This window comes from Humibacter soli (assembly GCF_054779035.1).
Window position 1 is genome coordinate 1,582,592 of the sequence record NZ_BAAGYX010000001.1, and the last position, 16,122, is coordinate 1,598,713.

Annotated in this window: 12 protein-coding genes; 4 read left to right on the forward strand and 8 right to left on the reverse strand. The window is 68.0% G+C overall.

Annotation, left to right across the window (positions count from 1 at the left end):
• Positions 1-16: 16 nt before the first annotated feature.
• The 6 genes from ACYVDN_RS07425 to ACYVDN_RS07450 all read right to left on the reverse strand — a co-directional run bounded on the left by ACYVDN_RS07425 (position 17) and on the right by ACYVDN_RS07450 (position 7,384).
• Entirely contained in the window at positions 17-1,069 is a 1,053-nt protein-coding gene (locus ACYVDN_RS07425) for a lysostaphin resistance A-like protein (RefSeq protein ID WP_460569939.1), read from the reverse strand.
• A complete protein-coding gene (locus tag ACYVDN_RS07430; protein ID WP_460569941.1) occupies positions 1,066-2,178 on the reverse strand; it encodes a DUF1648 domain-containing protein in 1,113 nt (370 codons plus the stop codon). The genes ACYVDN_RS07425 and ACYVDN_RS07430 overlap by 4 nt, the downstream gene beginning before the upstream one ends.
• The gene (locus ACYVDN_RS07435) at positions 2,178-2,606 is read right to left on the reverse strand and encodes a GntR family transcriptional regulator (RefSeq protein ID WP_460569943.1); all 429 of its coding nucleotides are present in this window, start codon (positions 2,604-2,606) and stop codon (positions 2,178-2,180) included. The genes ACYVDN_RS07430 and ACYVDN_RS07435 overlap by 1 nt, the downstream gene beginning before the upstream one ends.
• A gap of 140 nt (positions 2,607-2,746) precedes the next feature.
• Positions 2,747-3,745 (reverse strand): aldo/keto reductase, encoded by a 999-nt coding sequence (locus ACYVDN_RS07440; RefSeq protein ID WP_460569946.1) that lies wholly within the window; start codon positions 3,743-3,745, stop codon positions 2,747-2,749.
• A gap of 49 nt (positions 3,746-3,794) precedes the next feature.
• Positions 3,795-5,747 carry a gamma-glutamyltransferase family protein gene (locus ACYVDN_RS07445; RefSeq protein ID WP_460569948.1) on the reverse strand — a complete coding sequence of 651 codons (1,953 nt, stop codon included), beginning with the start codon at positions 5,745-5,747 and terminating at the stop codon, positions 3,795-3,797.
• Positions 5,744-7,384 carry a fibronectin type III domain-containing protein gene (locus ACYVDN_RS07450; RefSeq protein ID WP_460569950.1) on the reverse strand — a complete coding sequence of 547 codons (1,641 nt, stop codon included), beginning with the start codon at positions 7,382-7,384 and terminating at the stop codon, positions 5,744-5,746. Before ACYVDN_RS07450 ends, ACYVDN_RS07445 begins: the two co-directional genes overlap by 4 nt.
• 207 nt (positions 7,385-7,591) lie before the next feature.
• Between ACYVDN_RS07450 and ACYVDN_RS07455 the strand changes: the two genes are divergently transcribed.
• Positions 7,592-7,975: a PadR family transcriptional regulator gene (locus ACYVDN_RS07455; protein ID WP_460569952.1), complete on the forward strand. Its 384-nt coding sequence runs from the start codon at positions 7,592-7,594 to the stop codon at positions 7,973-7,975.
• On the forward strand, positions 7,972-8,982 hold the full coding sequence (locus ACYVDN_RS07460) for a hypothetical protein (protein WP_460569954.1): 1,011 nt from the start codon (positions 7,972-7,974) through the stop codon (positions 8,980-8,982). The genes ACYVDN_RS07455 and ACYVDN_RS07460 overlap by 4 nt, the downstream gene beginning before the upstream one ends.
• Positions 8,983-9,000: 18 nt before the next feature.
• Here ACYVDN_RS07460 and ACYVDN_RS07465 read toward each other — a convergent pair whose 3' ends face one another.
• Positions 9,001-10,317 carry a hypothetical protein gene (locus tag ACYVDN_RS07465; RefSeq protein WP_460569956.1) on the reverse strand — a complete coding sequence of 439 codons (1,317 nt, stop codon included), beginning with the start codon at positions 10,315-10,317 and terminating at the stop codon, positions 9,001-9,003.
• Positions 10,318-10,345: 28 nt separating this feature from the next.
• Between ACYVDN_RS07465 and ACYVDN_RS07470 the strand changes: the two genes are divergently transcribed.
• Positions 10,346-10,516 carry a hypothetical protein gene (locus ACYVDN_RS07470; protein ID WP_460569958.1) on the forward strand — a complete coding sequence of 57 codons (171 nt, stop codon included), beginning with the start codon at positions 10,346-10,348 and terminating at the stop codon, positions 10,514-10,516.
• A 179-nt stretch (positions 10,517-10,695) separates the two neighbouring features.
• Positions 10,696-12,282: an HNH endonuclease signature motif containing protein gene (locus ACYVDN_RS07475; RefSeq protein WP_460569960.1), complete on the forward strand. Its 1,587-nt coding sequence runs from the start codon at positions 10,696-10,698 to the stop codon at positions 12,280-12,282.
• 123 nt (positions 12,283-12,405) lie between these two features.
• On the opposite strand, the gene mfd is transcribed toward ACYVDN_RS07475, so the two are convergent.
• Positions 12,406-16,056, reverse strand: a complete 3,651-nt coding sequence (mfd, locus tag ACYVDN_RS07480) for a transcription-repair coupling factor (RefSeq protein ID WP_460569962.1) — start codon at positions 16,054-16,056, stop codon at positions 12,406-12,408.
• Positions 16,057-16,122: the final 66 nt, after the last annotated feature.

Genomic DNA, 16,122 nt, shown 5'->3' on the forward strand with positions numbered 1-16,122 from the left:
GTCAGCCTGTGGAGCGTCAGTCTGCTGACGTGGCGGTCGGAGGCCCGACAGGCGGCGACGCGGGAGGCGGGAAGTCCAGCGCTGGACGTCGGCGCCTCTCCAGCCGAGGCTGCTTTCGGAATTGGCCGGTCACCGCGAGGACCACGATGATGACGGCCATCACCGCCCACGGTACGAGCCCCAGCGCGCCGACGACGACGAGGTTCGGCTTCGCGCCTGCTGCGATGACCAGTGCAAGGAAGCCGGCCGCGCCGTTGAACCCGGCGTGAGCGAACACGCTCGGCCAGATCGAGCCCGAGCGCAGTCGCAGCCACCCGATCAGGATGCCCAGGAACACGCATCCGCCGACCATCATCAGCACACCGAACACGTTCGGCTGGCCGAAGTCATAGCCGAGCAGGATGATCGGGCTGTGCCAGAGCCCCCAGACGGCCCCCGTCACGATCAGGGCCGGCCAGGTTCCGAGCGGGCGCAGGCTCGGCAGCAGCCAACCGCGCCACCCCAGCTCCTCGCCGATCGTGGCGAAGGCGTTGAAGAGCGACCCGAACGGCAACGACACAACCTCGATGACGACGAGCAGCGTGGTGGGGATCGGGATGGCGACGCCGCCGGATGCAGCACGCAGGGTCTGCTCGAAGCCGGAGAAGTGCACCAGGTCGAGCGGGACCAAGCCCAGCGCCGCGCTGACGAACACTGCAACGATGACCAGCAGGATGCTGCCGAGGAGCCCGATCACGGTCATCCAGATCACGCGCTTCGCCGGCCGCAGGGGCCAGAGTCCGAGATACTCCGGAAGCGGGCGGGGACGCGGGCGCTGCACGAAGAACGACACGACCAGCGCGGCGGCTCCCGGGGTGTACATCATGAGCACGATGAAGAAGATCGCACCGGGTGTCGCCAGCCCCTTGCCGCTGAGCCAGAGCGGCAGAGTGACGAGCCAGGAGAGTCCGAAGGCGATGACGATGAACACGGCCACCGCGGGCCATGGCACCCGGGTCGGGAAGGGGCTCGGTTCGGTGTTGGTCGACGCGCTGCTCATCGGTTCGGTGCTCATCGGTTCGGTACTCATCGGTTCGCCCTTGCTGTGAATGCGAAGATCAGCGCTCCGACGATGATCAACAGGAGCACGACGCCGATCGCGATGCCGGCGGGATGTCCGAGGTTCATGGTCCATCCTGCGCCGAAGCGGCGCGGAACCATGATGGCGGGATCGTCTCGGTTCACGTATAAGATGCCCGCTTTCCAGAAGCGGTCGTCGTCGGGGGCATCCGCTCCCGTATCACCGCCGGTGATCGCGGCACCCCGGCCTGCGGCGCGGCGCCACCTGACGATGAAGACGACGATCCCTCCGAAGAGCATCACGAGCAGCACGACGACGCCGAGGGTGATGAGCACGCGATCGCTCGGAAGGAACCACGACACCAGCGTCAGCCAGCACAGGCCGAGCGTGATCGCGAACATCATCCAGCCCAGCAGAGACGACATGACCGACCGGATACCCCGCTCACGAGCCGCGTTCTGCTCGGCGCTTGCGGAGGGAATCGCGCGGATCGAGACGATGCGACCTACGAACGAGACGGCGAAGAGGCCGACCACCACGATCGCGATGATGATGAGCTGCCCGAAGACCGCCCACACGCTCTTCGGCTCGTAGCGGTCGGCGACGCCGGTGGCGCCCCAGTGAACGGGGATGCTCGCCGGCAGCGTCGGATAGACCGCTGCCCCGATCACCGTGACGAGCCCCAGCAGCAGCATGGAGACGGCGAACCAGCCGACCGGGATTGGCGTGCGGACCGGTTCGGCGGTGACGTTGCCCGCGAGCCGCACCGTCGCTCCCGAATACCACTTGCCCTCGTGTTTGGCTCGCACGATGCCCTGCCTGGCGACGATGTAGGCGATGGTGCTGCCAGCGATGAACAACAGCATGCTCACGAGCGCGGCGGCGAGTGGCGCGATGAAGACGAGGATCACGAGCAGGATGACGGCGAGCAGCCAGGAGGCGCCGACCAGCAGTCGGAACCGACGCAGCGACGTGCGGATGATCGGCTCGTCGATGTGCGCCGCAGGCACGTTGACCCCGAGCGGCACCGTGCGAGGCATGAGACTCGGCAGCGTGAAGACTATCGCCGCGACGACCACGAGTGTCAGCAGCATGGTGACGAAGACCGCGGCGTCCATCAGGAGCCCTTCCGTTCCGCTGCGAACGTCGCGAGGATGTCACGCGCGATGTTCTCCAGGTCGTCGTCGCTCTCCCCCTGTGCGACACCCTCAGCGAGCACGGTTCTCAGCCGTGCCGTCCAGCCGGCCATGGCTGCGGCATCCCATCGACTCTCGCCCGAGGAGTCGACTGCAGCCCGATCGCTGAGTGGGCCGCGCGCGATCACCGAGCCCGCCGTGCGATTGCTCCTCGCGAGCCCCTCCGCGCGCAGCAGGTCGTACCCCTTGACGACCGTCGCGACGTTGATGCCGAACTGCCCGGCGAGCGTTCGAACGGGCGCGAGCTTGTCGCCGGGACGCAGATGTCCCGCGGCGATCCCCTCGACGACGCGATCACGCAGCTGTTGGTACAGCGGGATCTCGGAGGCCGGATCGATCTCGATCTGCATCGCTCACCCCTTGTGTCGCTTGTATCAGTAGTTATAGCACAAGCGACACAATGGTGGGGTTTCGAGACGCGCGCTTCGCGGGCTCCTCGACCCGCGAGAACGGCTCGCGCTTCGCGAGCCTCTCGACCTGCGGGGACGGTTCAGCCTGCGACGGGGAACAGGTCGGAGATCTCCGCGACCTCGGCCTCCGTCGGACTCCAAGCCGAGCCGGCCGCGGCGTTGGCCGTCACCTGCTCCGGCTTGGTGGCGCCGGCGATGACGCTCGTCATCCCCGGCTGTGCGAGGAGCCAGCCGAAGGTGGCCTCCAGCATGGAGATGCCGCGGTCGTCGCAGAACCGCTGGTAGGCATCCATCGCGTCCCACGGGGCGTTGTCGAGCACGTGACGGCGCTCACGAAGAATGCGGCCGTCCGGGCCGCCATCACGCGTGTAGGCGCCGGTGAAGAGCCCGTTGTTGAGAGGGAAGAACGGCAGGAAGCCGAGACCGTAGGCGTTCACGGCCGGCAGCACCTCCGCCTCGGCCTCGCGGTTCACCAGGTTGTAGCGGTTCTGGGCGGAGACGAACTTGGGGTGCCCGTGCAGCACGGCGGTGTACTCCGCCTCGGCGATCTGCCAGCCGGCGAGATTGGAGTGGCCGATGTAGCGCACCTTGCCCTCGGAGATGAGGTCGTCGAGCACATCGAGGGTCTCCTCGATCGGCGTCACCGGGTCGGGCGTGTGCAGCTGGTAGAGGTCGATCCAGTCGGTCTGCAGCCGACGGAGCGACGCCTCCACAGCGAGCCGCACGTACCGACGCGACGCCCGAACACCCCAGTCGGGACCGTTCGCGCCGCCCATGTCCATGCCGAACTTCGAGGCGAGCACGATGCCGTCGCGCTTGCCCTGCAGCGCGACGCCCATCAGGGTCTCGCTCAGTCCGCGCTCCTTGCCGTAGATGTCGGCGGTGTCGAAGAACGTGATCCCCGCGTCGATGGCGGCGTCGATGACCGCGTTGGTGCCCTCCTGAGTCTCGGTGAGAGTTCCGGCCCTGCCGAAGTTGTTGCAGCCGAGGCCGACCGTCGAGACGACGAGGCCGGATGGCCCCAGGGTGCGGTAGTTCACGGTGTGGTTGCCGACGGTGCGGTCATCGATTTTCGCCATGCCTCGACGCTACCGGGCATGCCGGGTGTGCGCGGACTGCTGCGCCCGTTCAGCGCCCGGACGCGTAACCCTGCATGCCGCGCGGATTGGCTGCTGACCACAGGAGCCTCGGTTCGGTGCCGGTCGAGTCCAGCTCGATGCCGACGCCGCTGAGCCGGCCGAGGGTCCACGGCCCGGAGACCGTGACGCGGTGTCCTCGTCGTTCCAGCTCCGCGATCACGTCGTCACCGACACGGTCCTCGATCACGAGCCCTGCCGGCTCCCAGATGCGGGGCCAGAAGCTCGAGACGTGGCTCGTGGTGTGGAACGCGGGAGCGTCGATCGCCGCCTGCGGGTCCCAGCCGCCCACGAGCATCCTCAGCAGAGCGGGCAGTTGCCACTGGTCCTGCTGGTCGCCTCCCGGGGTGCCGAGGGAGAAGACGCGACCGTCGGATGCCGTGACGAGCGTCGCCGAGAGTGTCGTGCGAGGGCGGGCGCCCGGCCGCAGCATCGAGGGCGACGACTCGTCGAGCCATGCCATCTGCAGTCGGGTGCCGAGGCAGAATCCGAGTTCGGGGACGGTCGGTGACGACTGCAGCCATCCACCGGACGGCGTCACGGTCACGACATTGCCCCACCGGTCCGCGACGTCGAGGTGGCAGGTGTCGCCGCGGGTCTGGCCGTTGCGGTCGACGGTCGGCTCGCCGATGCCGGCGGGCAGCGGCGTGGCGCCTGGGGTGTCGGCGGCCCCCGCGTCCTCGCCGTGCTCTGCGTCGTCGAGGTCGGTGAGGCCGTCCTTTCCGGTTCCGGTGCCCACTGTCGGCAGATAGGGAGCGCGACCGTCCGGCGACCCCGGGCGCAGCTCGGCGCTGGCCGTGTCGCCGATCAGGGCGGCACGCTCGTCCGCGTAGGCGGGTGACAGCAGCGTTGCGAGCGGAACATCGGCGAATCGAGGGTCGGCGTACCAGGCATCCCGGTCGGCGAGCGCGAGCTTCACGGCCTCGACGATCACGTGGATGCCGAACGAGGTCGACGGATCGAGATGCTCGTCGGTCAGTCCATGGAGCCGCCCGTAGGCGTCGAGGATGGCGAGCATCTGCAGCAGCACGGGACCCTGCCCCCACGGCCCCGTCTTGGCGATCCTGAACCCACGGAAGTCGTAAGCGGCGACATCCTCGGTTCCTGCGTCGAAAGATCCGAAGTCGGATGCCCGCAGCACGCCGGCGTGGTCGCGCCCGTCGCTGTGCCGGTGCGGCATGCGCACGAAGGCGTCGACCGTCTGCGCGACGAAGCCGCTCTTCCACTCGCGCCGTGCCGCCTGGATGCGCTCCTCACGGGTGCTCGGCACGTGCTCCTTGCGGTCGGTGCCGTCGGCCGGGGCCACCCAGTCGCGGCCCTCACTCGCCACCACCAGCCGCGCCAAGACGGCGGCGTAGGCGGGATTCACGATCAGGTCGCCCGGGTTGGGCGCGTTGCCCTCGTCGTCCAGCCAGAGCGCCGCAGACGTCGGCCAGTGCTCGAGGAAGTGCTCGCGAATGCGCTCCAGCGTCACGACGACACCCTGGTGCACCGGATGCCCGTGTTCGGCGTATCCGATCGCGTAGGCCAGTACGTCCCTCAGCTCCCACGTGCCGTGCTCGGCGAGCAGCCAGAGCCAGGCATCCACCGATCCGGGGATGGCTGCAGCGAGCGCACCGGCACCGGGGACCTCGGTGAGCCCCTCGACGTCACGGTAGTGCTCGAGCGTCGCACCGGCCGGAGCTGGGCCCTGGCCCATCAGCACCCGCACGTCTCCCCCTGCCGTGCGGAACAGCCCGGTGAGGTCGCCGCCCGGCCCGTTCAGATGCGGCTCGACGATGTGCAGCACGAAGCCCGCTGCTGCCGCGGCGTCGAAGGCGTTGCCGCCGCGCTCGAGCACGGACTGAGCCGCAGCGGTGGCGAGCCAGTGCGTCGATGCCGCGACGCCGAAGGTGCCGCGGAGGGTGGGACGGGTTGTGAAGGCGGGGGCTGCGGCGAAGGTCACTCCCCCACGCTAGCCTCACGCCGAAGAGGCTTGGTGCGCCTTCCGCCGGCTCGGATGGCCAGCACGGCGACGCCCAGCGCGACGAGCCCCGCAGCGAGGATCAGTTCGGGCGGGACATCCGAACCGGTAGCTGCAAGCGCCCCGGTCGCGCGAGCGCTCGCGTCTGGGTCCGGCACGCCGCTCGTCGTTGACGATCCTCCTGCGCCGGGGCTGGGCGTCGGCGTTCCGGTCGAGACCGGCCCTTCCGGGGTGATCGTGCCGGGAACGGACGCGTCCGGTCCGATGGTGAGCTCGTTGATCGTGGCGACAGCCACGTCGTACGGTGTGCCGTTCGTGAGTCCGCCGATGGTCGCCTCCGTGGCATCGGCGCCGACTGTTGTGGTCGAGACCATGGCTCCGTCGGCGGTCCGGATCGTGACCAGGTAGCCGACCCGCTTCGGCCCACCGCCGGCAGGTCGGGCCCACGCGACGAAGATCGTGCCGTCGCCCGCCGCCGCGTTCACGCCGGGTGTGGGCGCCGGAGCGCCGACCGCAGCATGGATGATGACCGCACCCGCCTGGTTGTCGAAACCGATCACGTGGCTGAGGTAGAAGTCGTTGCCCGCATTGAAGTAGTTGGCCACCGCCTTGTTCGGCTTGACGGTGAATTGGTTGTACAGATGCGGCACCATTGCCGTTGAGACCAGTCGCGCGAACGGGATTGCGGTCTTCGACGTGCTGAAGCCGATCACCGCCCCGTCGGCCACCCGCGCGATGGCGCCGTTGCTGGGTGGCGGCGAAAGCGGCGTCACCACGGGATCGAAGACGTCGCCGTTGAGGATGCCTGAGCTCTGCCCGGTATCGAGCACGGTGTTCTCGCACTTGGTACCCGCGGCGGACCCGAGGCTGATCGACCAGCAGATGACGGGAGGCTTGAAGATGGACTGTCCGTTCGGATACGTCAGTCCGTCTTGATCGGCCCGCTGGATGCTGGTGTCACCGGCGGAACCCGGGGTGGGCTCGCCGAGCTGGATGTTCGGCTGGCTCGACGTGAAGTCGATCGTGTACCCGCTCGACAGCGGCTGTCCGAGTTGCGCCAGCACCGAATAGATGCCGTCGACGGGTTCGATGTTCTTCGTCGCATCCTTGGACTGGGAGATGCCGATGACACCCTGGATGTCGTCCTTGTAGCCCAGGCATTGCGGCGTGCACGAGGATGCATCGAGGAAGGCCGTCGGTTGCGGGGTCGAGACGCTGCCCGTCGTGGTCGTCACGGTCACGGTCGCGAGACCGATCTGGCCGGAGGCAGCGGTGCCGTCGTATTGGATGCTCTGCGGTATGCCGGTCTGGTCGATCGGAGTGGTCGGATCGATGATCGATCCGGGAAAGGTGACGAGAAAGCTCGTGCCCTCGTCGATCATCATCCGCACGGGAGTGCTCCCGTTGATCGACACCTCGACCGTCGGCAGGTAGCCGCCGTCGACGGCGGAGATGATGTCCACCGGAATCGTCGGAGCGGTCGCGGCCGGGGGCTCAGCGGCATGCGCCTGGGGCGTTGCACCGAACCCGGTACCCGCCGCGAGGATGGCGCCGATGACCGCCATCCCGGCGAGAAGTCTTCCCCCGAACACCCGACCCCGAGTGAATGCTCTGTTCACGACCAACCCCACCCGTAGTGCGCCGTCGCGACCACCGGCCCCGAACCGGCGGCGCGCGACGCCGCGTCGAGGCTACTCCGCCGCGAATCGCCGGAACAATGACGCTCCGCGTGGTCGCCAGCCACGATGTCGGGAGCCCGACCCAGGCTGACGTTTCCGAACCCAACTCGCTTGTTATATTCCATTTGTCGGAATATAACTGGAGACATGGCATCTTCCGAACTGCGCGATCCGGCCCTTTCAATCCTCACTGTGCTCGCCGGCGGACGACGTCACGGCTACGCGATCATCAAGGAGGCGGCTGACCTCACGACCGGACGGGTGACGCTGAAGGTCAGCTCTCTCTATGCCGCTCTCGATCGTTTGGAGGCTGATGGCCTTGTCGAACGCGCCGGCGACGAGGCGGTCGACGGCCGGTTGCGTCGTTACTTCGAGATCACGGATGCCGGAGAGGATGCGCTCCGCGTGGAGGCCGACCGGTTAGAGGCCCGAGCAAGGATTGCCCATGAGCGGCTCGCGCTTCGACATGCGGCCGTGCAGGCGGTCGCTCATGCAAGGGCTCGCACCGTCGCGACAGGTGTCATCGCATGAGCCAGAAACTGCGGTTAGAGTTCCAGCGCTGGTCTCGGTGGTACCCGAAGCAATTCCGTGAGCGGAACAACAGCGCCATGCTGGGCACCTACCTCGACGTTGCTGAAGAGGAGGGCCACGAACAGCTCAGTACGGCAGAGAAGGCTGCACTGCTCGGAGGTGGACTCAACGCTCGACTCGACGCAGTCGTGCCCGGGGAGATACGCGCCCGAGCCGCCACCGTCATGATCGGACTACTCGGGGCATTCGGCCTGGTCTCCGCAGTGTGCTTTGAATGGGCCCCGTGGGCGGCATCCGCCCGGGCCCGATATTTTTTGCAGCTTTCCGACGCACCCGGTGCGACGCTGCGCGACCTGACCTTCGGGCCGTTCTTGAGCCCATACGTGATTGTCGCGGTGCTGGCGCTCGCCTGCTGCGTGACATGTTTCGCCGGCCCTACGTTGCTGTACCGGAGCATGCTCGGCGCGACCATCGTTGCCGCGATCGTAATCGGTCTGATTGCGCATTTCGCTCCCCCGACCCCATGGATGCGCCCTCTGCCGTGCCTCTTCATCGCGATCGTCGGCGCGATGGCGCTGATGGCGCCGCGGCCGACCCCGCGTCGCACGGGCATCAGCACAGTGCTCTGGATGCTCGCCTTCACCGCATCGTTCGTCTTCGCTAGCGCGGTGGGCTTCGGCGGCCCGCACTGGTGGGACCCGACAAAGGTTTTCGATGGGTTCGCCACGGTCTCTGACTTCTTCTTCCGCGTCGTTCCCGCGTCGATGGCTTACTACGGTGTGCTCGTCGCGTTGCTTGTCGCCACCGGAGTGCGAATCGCGCGACGACGTTCAACCGCCGCCACTATCGTCGTCAGCACTCTGCCTTGGTCAGTCGTGGCGTTGCTGGGCGAATCCGAGTTCCGATCAGGAGCGGGACTGATCCTGCTCTCCGGGTGCTATGCGGCGGCGATCGCGTTCGCATTAGGGATGCGGGGGTCACGGCAACCCGAGCGAGTCCAGGGGTAATTCTCCCGCGGCAGCAACTCAGTCGTCCGCGGCGAGCCGGTCGCACTGCACGGGCACCAACCAGCCGAGGGTTTCGTGCAGGTCGACAGCCGGCAACTGGGGATTCAGCTCGCACGTCTGGGTCCCGGCGGCGACCTGGGGCGACCAGGCCGGCCCGTCGGACCTGCGCGTCGACGACGGAACGTAGAAGGCCACGAGGCTGGCGACGACGCCGAGGACTGCGAGGGCGGCGACGGCACGGGCCGGCAGGGACGCGGATGCCCGTGCCGTGGCGACCACCGATGCCCGGTCATCCGCCGAGCGCCGCCGCTCCACACCGAGCGCTGCAGCCGAGACGATCACGATTCCCATCAGCAGCATGCCTGGAACGACCCCATAACGCGCGAGCCACACGTGCGCCAGTTGCGCCGAGCTCATCGACGCGTAGTCGTAGTACGTGCCGGGGTCGATGATCACCGAAAGTGCGTAGATGACCGGGGACAGCACGGCCGCCGCCGCGATCGCGATGCGCTGGTCGCGCGTGGCATGCTGCCAGGCCACCACAGCGAGCGCAGCGACACCCACCAGCACTAAGAGCCCGAGCAGGATGCCGCCGACGGCAAGGAGCCCGCCGACTCCGTTGAGCGGGGCGAGGTCGGGCATGACACCGTTGACGATCCACCCCTCGGCGAGCGACAGCGGCGACACGCTCACGTGCTGGCCGGATCCCCGCGGCGCGAGCAGTGTCGCGATAACTTGCGCTGCGACACCGACAGCCGGTCCAACCACGAGCCACCTGCCGAACGGGCGTCTCCAGGCGATGATCAAGAGGGGAACCACGAACACCGCCTGAATCTCGCTCAGCGCTGCGAACAGCCCGAAGACGCTGAATGCGATGGCGCTCGCTCTGCTGGCCGGCCGCGCCAGCACCAGCCAGAACAATCCCCACATCAGCACGGAGTGCAGATTGGCGGTGTTGCCGAGCACCTCCCGCGAGGCGAGTGGAAGCAGCACGGTGACAGCCGCGAGCACCACCCGCAGCAGAACGGGCGGCACCACCGCTCGCGACGCGAAGAACACCGTCACCGCGATGACACCGGCGACCAGGCACGAGCCGACCGTCATGGCGAGCGCCCACGCGGACACGGGCAGGAGGCCGACGACCCCGGCCGCGATGATGCGCGGGATCGTCTGAAGGTATCCGCTGTAGGGCACGAAGGTCAGCAGCAGGCCGTGCTGCTCGGCGCCGGCGAGGAACAGCTTGCCGTCCTCGGCCCAGAGCGTGTCGCGCGCGGTGGGCGTGAGGCGTCCGAAAGCGAGAGCAGCGGACGCCACGGTTCCGGCTGCAGCGAGCATCCATACGACCCACCGCGAAGTGATTCGGGTGTCGGATGACCGACCCGGCGCATTCGTGCTGCTTGCAACCGCCGTGCTGTTGCTCGTGACCGCACGGCCCTTCGGCCCGGCCGGGGCAGGCGCGGCGGGGACGGGCGCGGTCGGAATCGTGACGGTCACACTGCAAGCGAAGGCGTCCGGTTCCCAGAAACGACCCTGAACGGTGCCTGAATCGTCGAGGCTCTACGATCGTTCAGGAATTTCCCTGCGGTTTCCGCAGAGCGGGGGTGTTCAGCTCCTCAGACGGCGATGCCGAAGACCTCGGGGACAGGTTCTGGTGGCCGACCCGTGCGCGCTCTCAACCCTCTGGAATGTCGGTGGCTGCTGAGACCATGAGTCATGGACATCCTCACCGAGACCACGCAGCATCTGGAAGGGCTGCGATGCGTGCTCGGTGACGGATGCGACGCGGATCGACTCGCCGCAACAACCGCATCGCTCTCTGACGCCGACGTGCTCGCGGTCATCGCCGGATCGACCGCCGTGATCTCCCTTCTCGAACGGGTGCGTGTCGTCGCATCCGGCGTCGCCGCCGCACGCTCGTCCCGTGACCTCGGGCAGGCGGGTCTTGCGCAATCGGGCGGCCACCGATCATCCGTTGAGCTGTTGCAGGAGCTGACCGGGATGTCACGCTCGGGTGCAGCGAAGCAGGTACGTCTCGGACAGTCGCTGCTTGCCGCCGAGTTTCCAGCGGGCGAGCTGCCCGATCAGGCAGACGGCGATGGGACGCTGGCTCGCGAGGTCGGGCCCGGATCCATGAATGAGGGCGTCGCGACGGCACCGGAGCCGTGGCACGCTCCACTGGGCAGAGCACTGCTTGCCGGCGCGCTCAGTACCGATCAGCACGATGCGATCCTCAGAGGACTCGGCACTCCTCCGGTGCCACACCCGGTTGTCGTGGCCGCACCGAACGACGAAACGGCCGACCAATCGCATGCCGGAGCCGCTTCGCAACCGGAAGCAGCGGCAGCGATCGAGGCCTGGTCGGTGGCGGCGGAACAGTTGATCGGTGAAGCCGCGTGTCGCACTGTCGAGGAGCTGGGGCGGGCTGCCCGCAGCATCCGCGACCGGCTCGATCCTGCCGGGGCCGATGCCCGGTTCCAGGCGCGATACGACGCCAGGTCATTCCGCATTCGCACCGCTGACGACGGAACGACCCGCGGCTGGTTCGCCTTCGACGACGAGGGCGCAGCGTGGATTCGATCGATCATCGACTCGGCGCTGCGACCACGGCGAGGCGGGCCGAGATTCGTAGACCCGTCGGAGAGCGAACAGGCCGAGCTGATGAAGGTCGATCCCCGTACCAACGATCAGCTCGCCTACGACCTCGTGCTCGATCTGTTGCGGGCCGGAGCGCTCACGGAAGCCGAGACCGTCTACGGCACGCGTCAGGCCGGTGTTCGTCTGGTGGCGATCGCTGACTCCGACGGGAAGCTCTCTGTGGCGCACCCAGCCCACTGGGAAGAAGACGGGGGCGCGGTGCCGGCATGGCTCGCGGGCCAGCACGCGTGCGACACGGGGACCCGCAGCTGCACTCTCGATTCGGGCGGCAACCCCCTCGACCTCGGTAGGGAGCAGAGGTGCTTCTCCTCCAAACAGAAGGTGGCCATGTCCATCCGCGACGGCGGATGTCGCTGGAGCGGATGCGATCGACCCGCGTCGTACTGCGAAGCCCACCACATCGACGAATGGGCCGCCGACAACGGGCGAACGGACGTGGACCGAGGAATCCTCCTTTGCCGCTTCCATCACATGCAGTTGCACCACGGCGGATGGCGCATCACGCGGAACGGCAAAGACGACTTCCTGCTGCACCCGCCCGGCGCAACCGAGCCTGTTGCGCTGCCACCGCGTCTCACGTTGCACTACGCGTGGCGGCAGTTCGATCCACCGCCGCGACGCTTCCAGTTCCGCACCGCCGCGTGATGGCGAGGCATCGGTCAGCACAGCACTGGCAGGGCCACGGCGCAGCATGAAACCCAGCCTGCCTACGCCGTCTCAGTGGCTGAGCCGGGCTCCACCTCAGACGCAACGTGAAACCCGACCCCACTACGCCGTCTCGGCGGCCGAGGCGGCCTCCACCTCCGGCTCGGGGAGGGGGAAGATCGCATCGAGCAGTGTGCGCACCCAGCCGATCAGGTCGGCGTCGGAAAGCGGCTCGCCGTCGACGACCGGCAACGGCACCAACGCGACCTTCTGCGCGGTGATGAGCCGCGACTTCGGGTACATGCGCTGCAGCCGCACCTGGAGGGAATCCGGCAGCTCGACGGGGGCGACGCGCAGGTTCGAACCCATGGCAACGACATCCGACAGGCCGGCCTGCTGCGCGCGGCGACGCAGACGCGACACCGCGATGAGGTTCGTCACCGCCTCCGGCGGCTCCCCGTAGCGGTCCGCGAGCTCCTCGAGTACGAGGTCGATGGTCTCCGGCTTGGCGTTCGGCGCCGACGCCGCAGACAGCTTCTGGTACGCCTCCAGCCTCAGCCGCTCCGAGTCGACGTACTCCTCGGGGATGTGCGCATCCACCGGCAACTCCAGCCGCAGCTCGGTCTGACCCTCAGCCACCTCGCCTCGGAAGGTGTTGACGGCCTCGCCGATCATCCTGAGGTAGAGGTCGAAGCCGACCCCCGCGATGTGCCCGGACTGCTCGCCGCCGAGCAGGTTTCCAGCTCCACGGATCTCGAGGTCCTTCAGCGCCACCTGCATACCGCTTCCGAGCTCGTTGTTGGCCGCGATGGTCGACAGTCGGTCGTGTGCGGTCTCGGAGAGCGGCTTGTCGGCATCCCAGAGGAAGTACGCGTAGGCACGCTCACGGCCACGGCCGACTCGGCCACGCAGCTGGTGCAGCTGCGACAGCCCGTACTTGTCGGCACGATCGATGATGATCGTGTTCGCGTTCGCGATGTCGAGGCCGGTCTCGATGATCGTCGTGCACACCAGCACGTCGAACTTGCGCTCCCAGAAGTCGACGACCATCTGCTCCAGCACGTGCTCGTTCATCTGCCCGTGCGCCACGGCGACCCGCGCTTCAGGGACGAGCTCGGCGAGTTGCGAGGCGACGCGCTGGATGCTCGACACCCGGTTGTGCACGAAGAACACCTGGCCCTCGCGAAGAAGCTCACGACGGATGGCTGCCGCGACCTGCTTCTCGGAGTAGGGTCCGACGAACGTGAGGATCGGATGCCTGTCCTCTGGCGGAGTCGCGAGCGTCGACATCTCACGGATGCCCGTCACCGCCATCTCCAGCGTGCGCGGGATCGGCGTCGCGCTCATCGCGAGCACGTCGACGTTCGTCTTCAGCTTCTTGAGGGCATCCTTGTGCTCGACGCCGAAGCGCTGCTCCTCATCGATGATGACGAGGCCGAGGTTCTTCACCGTGAGGCCCTTGGCCAGCAGGCGGTGCGTGCCGATCACGACATCCACGGTGCCGTCGGCGAGGCCCTCGATGACCTCCTTCGCCTCACGGTCGGTCTGGAACCGGCTGAGCTGACGCAGGTGCACCGGGAAGCCTGCGAACCGCTCCTGGAAGGTCTCGAAGTGCTGCCGAACGAGCAGGGTCGTCGGCACGAGCAGGAGCACCTGCTTGCCATCCTGCACGGCCTTGAACGCGGCTCGAACGGCGATCTCCGTCTTGCCGAAGCCCACGTCGCCCGAGATCAGCCGGTCCATCGGGATCGGCCGCTCCATGTCGGCCTTCACCTCGTCGATGGTCTGCAGCTGGTCGGGCGTCTCGACGAACGGGAACGCCTCCTCCAGCTCGTGCTGCCATGGCGTATCCGGCCCGAAGGCGTGTCCCTTCGACGCCATACGCGCCGAGTACAGCTTGACGAGCTCGACGGCGATGTCGCGAACCGCCTTGCGGGCGCGACCCTTCGCCTGCGCCCAGTCGCTGCCGCCCATCTTCGAGAGCTGCGGCGCCTCGCCGCCGACGTACCGGCTCAGCAGGTCGAGCTGATCAGTAGGCACGTAGAGCTTGTCGCCCGGGTATCCGCGCTTCGACGGGGCGTACTCCAGCACGAGGTATTCGCGCTTGGACTTCACGGCGTTGCGTCCACCGCTCGACACCTCGCGCTGCACCAGCTCGACGAACTTGCCGATGCCGTGCGTCTCGTGCACCACGAAGTCGCCGGGCCGCAGCTGCAGCGGGTCGACGACGTTCTTGCGCCGCACGCCGAGCTTCTTGACCTGACGAGAGTCGTAGCCGATCGTGCGGCCGTAGAACTCCGTCTCGCCGATCACGGCGAGCTTCGCCTCCGGCAGCTCGAAGCCCTGCTCGACGGACGCCGGCAGCACGTACGCGACGCCCGCCTCGGCCTCCGCGGGGTACTCCTCAACCTGCCGGGCTGCGACTCCGCGCTCACCGAGCACGTCCACAGCGCGCTCGACGAGACCGTGCCCGGCCGCGACGATCGCGACTCGCCAGCCATCCGACAGCCGCGCAGCGACGTGGCCGATGGCACCGTCGACATTGCCCGCGAAGCTCGGCACGGCTTCCGCCGCAACTCGCACGTAGTCGCCCGCGGCCTCCACGAGATCCTCGACCGACTGCTCCGAGATGGGCGCCAGTGGCTCGGCGCCTCCGGTGTCGAAGCTGGAGAACGTCCACCACGGATGATCCGGAGCGCTCTCCCCCGGCCTGCTGAGCTGCGCGGCGTCGCGAAGCTGCCGCAGCGAGATGAAGTCACCGGAGGCCAGGTCGATCGGAGCGGCGGCGCCCACCGTTGCGGCGCTCCACGCCGCCTCGAGGAACTCGCGGTTGGTCTCGGCGAGGCTCACGGCACGAGCCGCGACGCGTTCGGGCGACATCACAGCGACGGCCGCCCCCTCCGGCAGGTAGTCGGTGAGCGGCACGAGCCTGTCGACCAATGCCGGAGCGAGCGACTCCATGCCCTCGACGGGGATGCCCTCTGCCACCTTGGTGAGCAGCTGCTCCAGCCCCGGGAACTCGTGCGCCATCTCCGCCGCACGCTGCCTGACCGCATCGGTGAGCAGCAGCTCACGCGCAGGAGCGAGCTCGATCTTCGGTGCCTCGTGCGGCAACGAGCGCTGATCGGCGACCGAGAACGCGCGGATCTGCTCCACCTCGTCGCCGAAGAAGTCGACACGCACCGGATGGTCCGCGGTCGGCGGGAACACATCGAGAATGCCGCCGCGCACCGCGAACTCGCCTCGTCTCGTCACCATGTCGACACGGGAGTACGCGAGGGCGACCAGCCCCGAGGCGATCGAGGTGAGGTCGTTCCCTCGGCTGCCCTGTTCGAGGACGATCGGCTGCAATTGATCGAGGTCGGCTGCGATGGGCTGCAGGGCGGCGCGAACCGAGGCGACGACGATGAGCGGATGCCCGTCATCCGCCGTCCACGCTCCGAGCCGACGTAGCGCGGCGAGGCGCTTGCCCACGATCTCTGCGCTCGGGCTCAGCCGTTCGTGCGGCAGCGTCTCCCACGCGGGGAACTCCACGATCTCCGCGTGGGGTGCCGCCGATGCGAGGGCTGCGCGAAGCGACTCGGACTCGCGTCCTGTCGCGGTGACGACGAGCAGCACCTGCTTGTCGCCGGGTCGTCTGCCGAGCAGCGCCGTAGCGAGGGGGACGCGCAGGCCGGTGGTCACCGAGAAGTCAGCGTCGCGATTCGCGTAGGCGAGGGCGTCGGCGAATGTCTGGGCGCGCGAAAGCGCCCCGGTCAAGCCCTCGAGGATCACTGGACCAAGTGTACGGGCGTGGCAAAGAGTTCATCCGCGTCGGGAATACTCCCCAATCGCATGCGT

Excerpts from the sequence above, each read along its gene's own strand:
- ACYVDN_RS07425 (WP_460569939.1), bottom strand. The coding sequence starts at position 1,069 with ATGAGTACCGAACCGATGAGCACCGAACCGATGAGCAGCGCGTCGACC.
- ACYVDN_RS07430 (WP_460569941.1), bottom strand. The coding sequence starts at position 2,178 with ATGGACGCCGCGGTCTTCGTCACCATGCTGCTGACACTCGTGGTCGTC.
- ACYVDN_RS07435 (WP_460569943.1), bottom strand. The coding sequence starts at position 2,606 with ATGCAGATCGAGATCGATCCGGCCTCCGAGATCCCGCTGTACCAACAG.
- ACYVDN_RS07440 (WP_460569946.1), bottom strand. The coding sequence starts at position 3,745 with ATGGCGAAAATCGATGACCGCACCGTCGGCAACCACACCGTGAACTAC.
- ACYVDN_RS07455 (WP_460569952.1), top strand. The coding sequence starts at position 7,592 with ATGGCATCTTCCGAACTGCGCGATCCGGCCCTTTCAATCCTCACTGTG.
- ACYVDN_RS07460 (WP_460569954.1), top strand. The coding sequence starts at position 7,972 with ATGAGCCAGAAACTGCGGTTAGAGTTCCAGCGCTGGTCTCGGTGGTAC.
- ACYVDN_RS07465 (WP_460569956.1), bottom strand. The coding sequence starts at position 10,317 with ATGCTCGCTGCAGCCGGAACCGTGGCGTCCGCTGCTCTCGCTTTCGGA.
- ACYVDN_RS07475 (WP_460569960.1), top strand. The coding sequence starts at position 10,696 with ATGGACATCCTCACCGAGACCACGCAGCATCTGGAAGGGCTGCGATGC.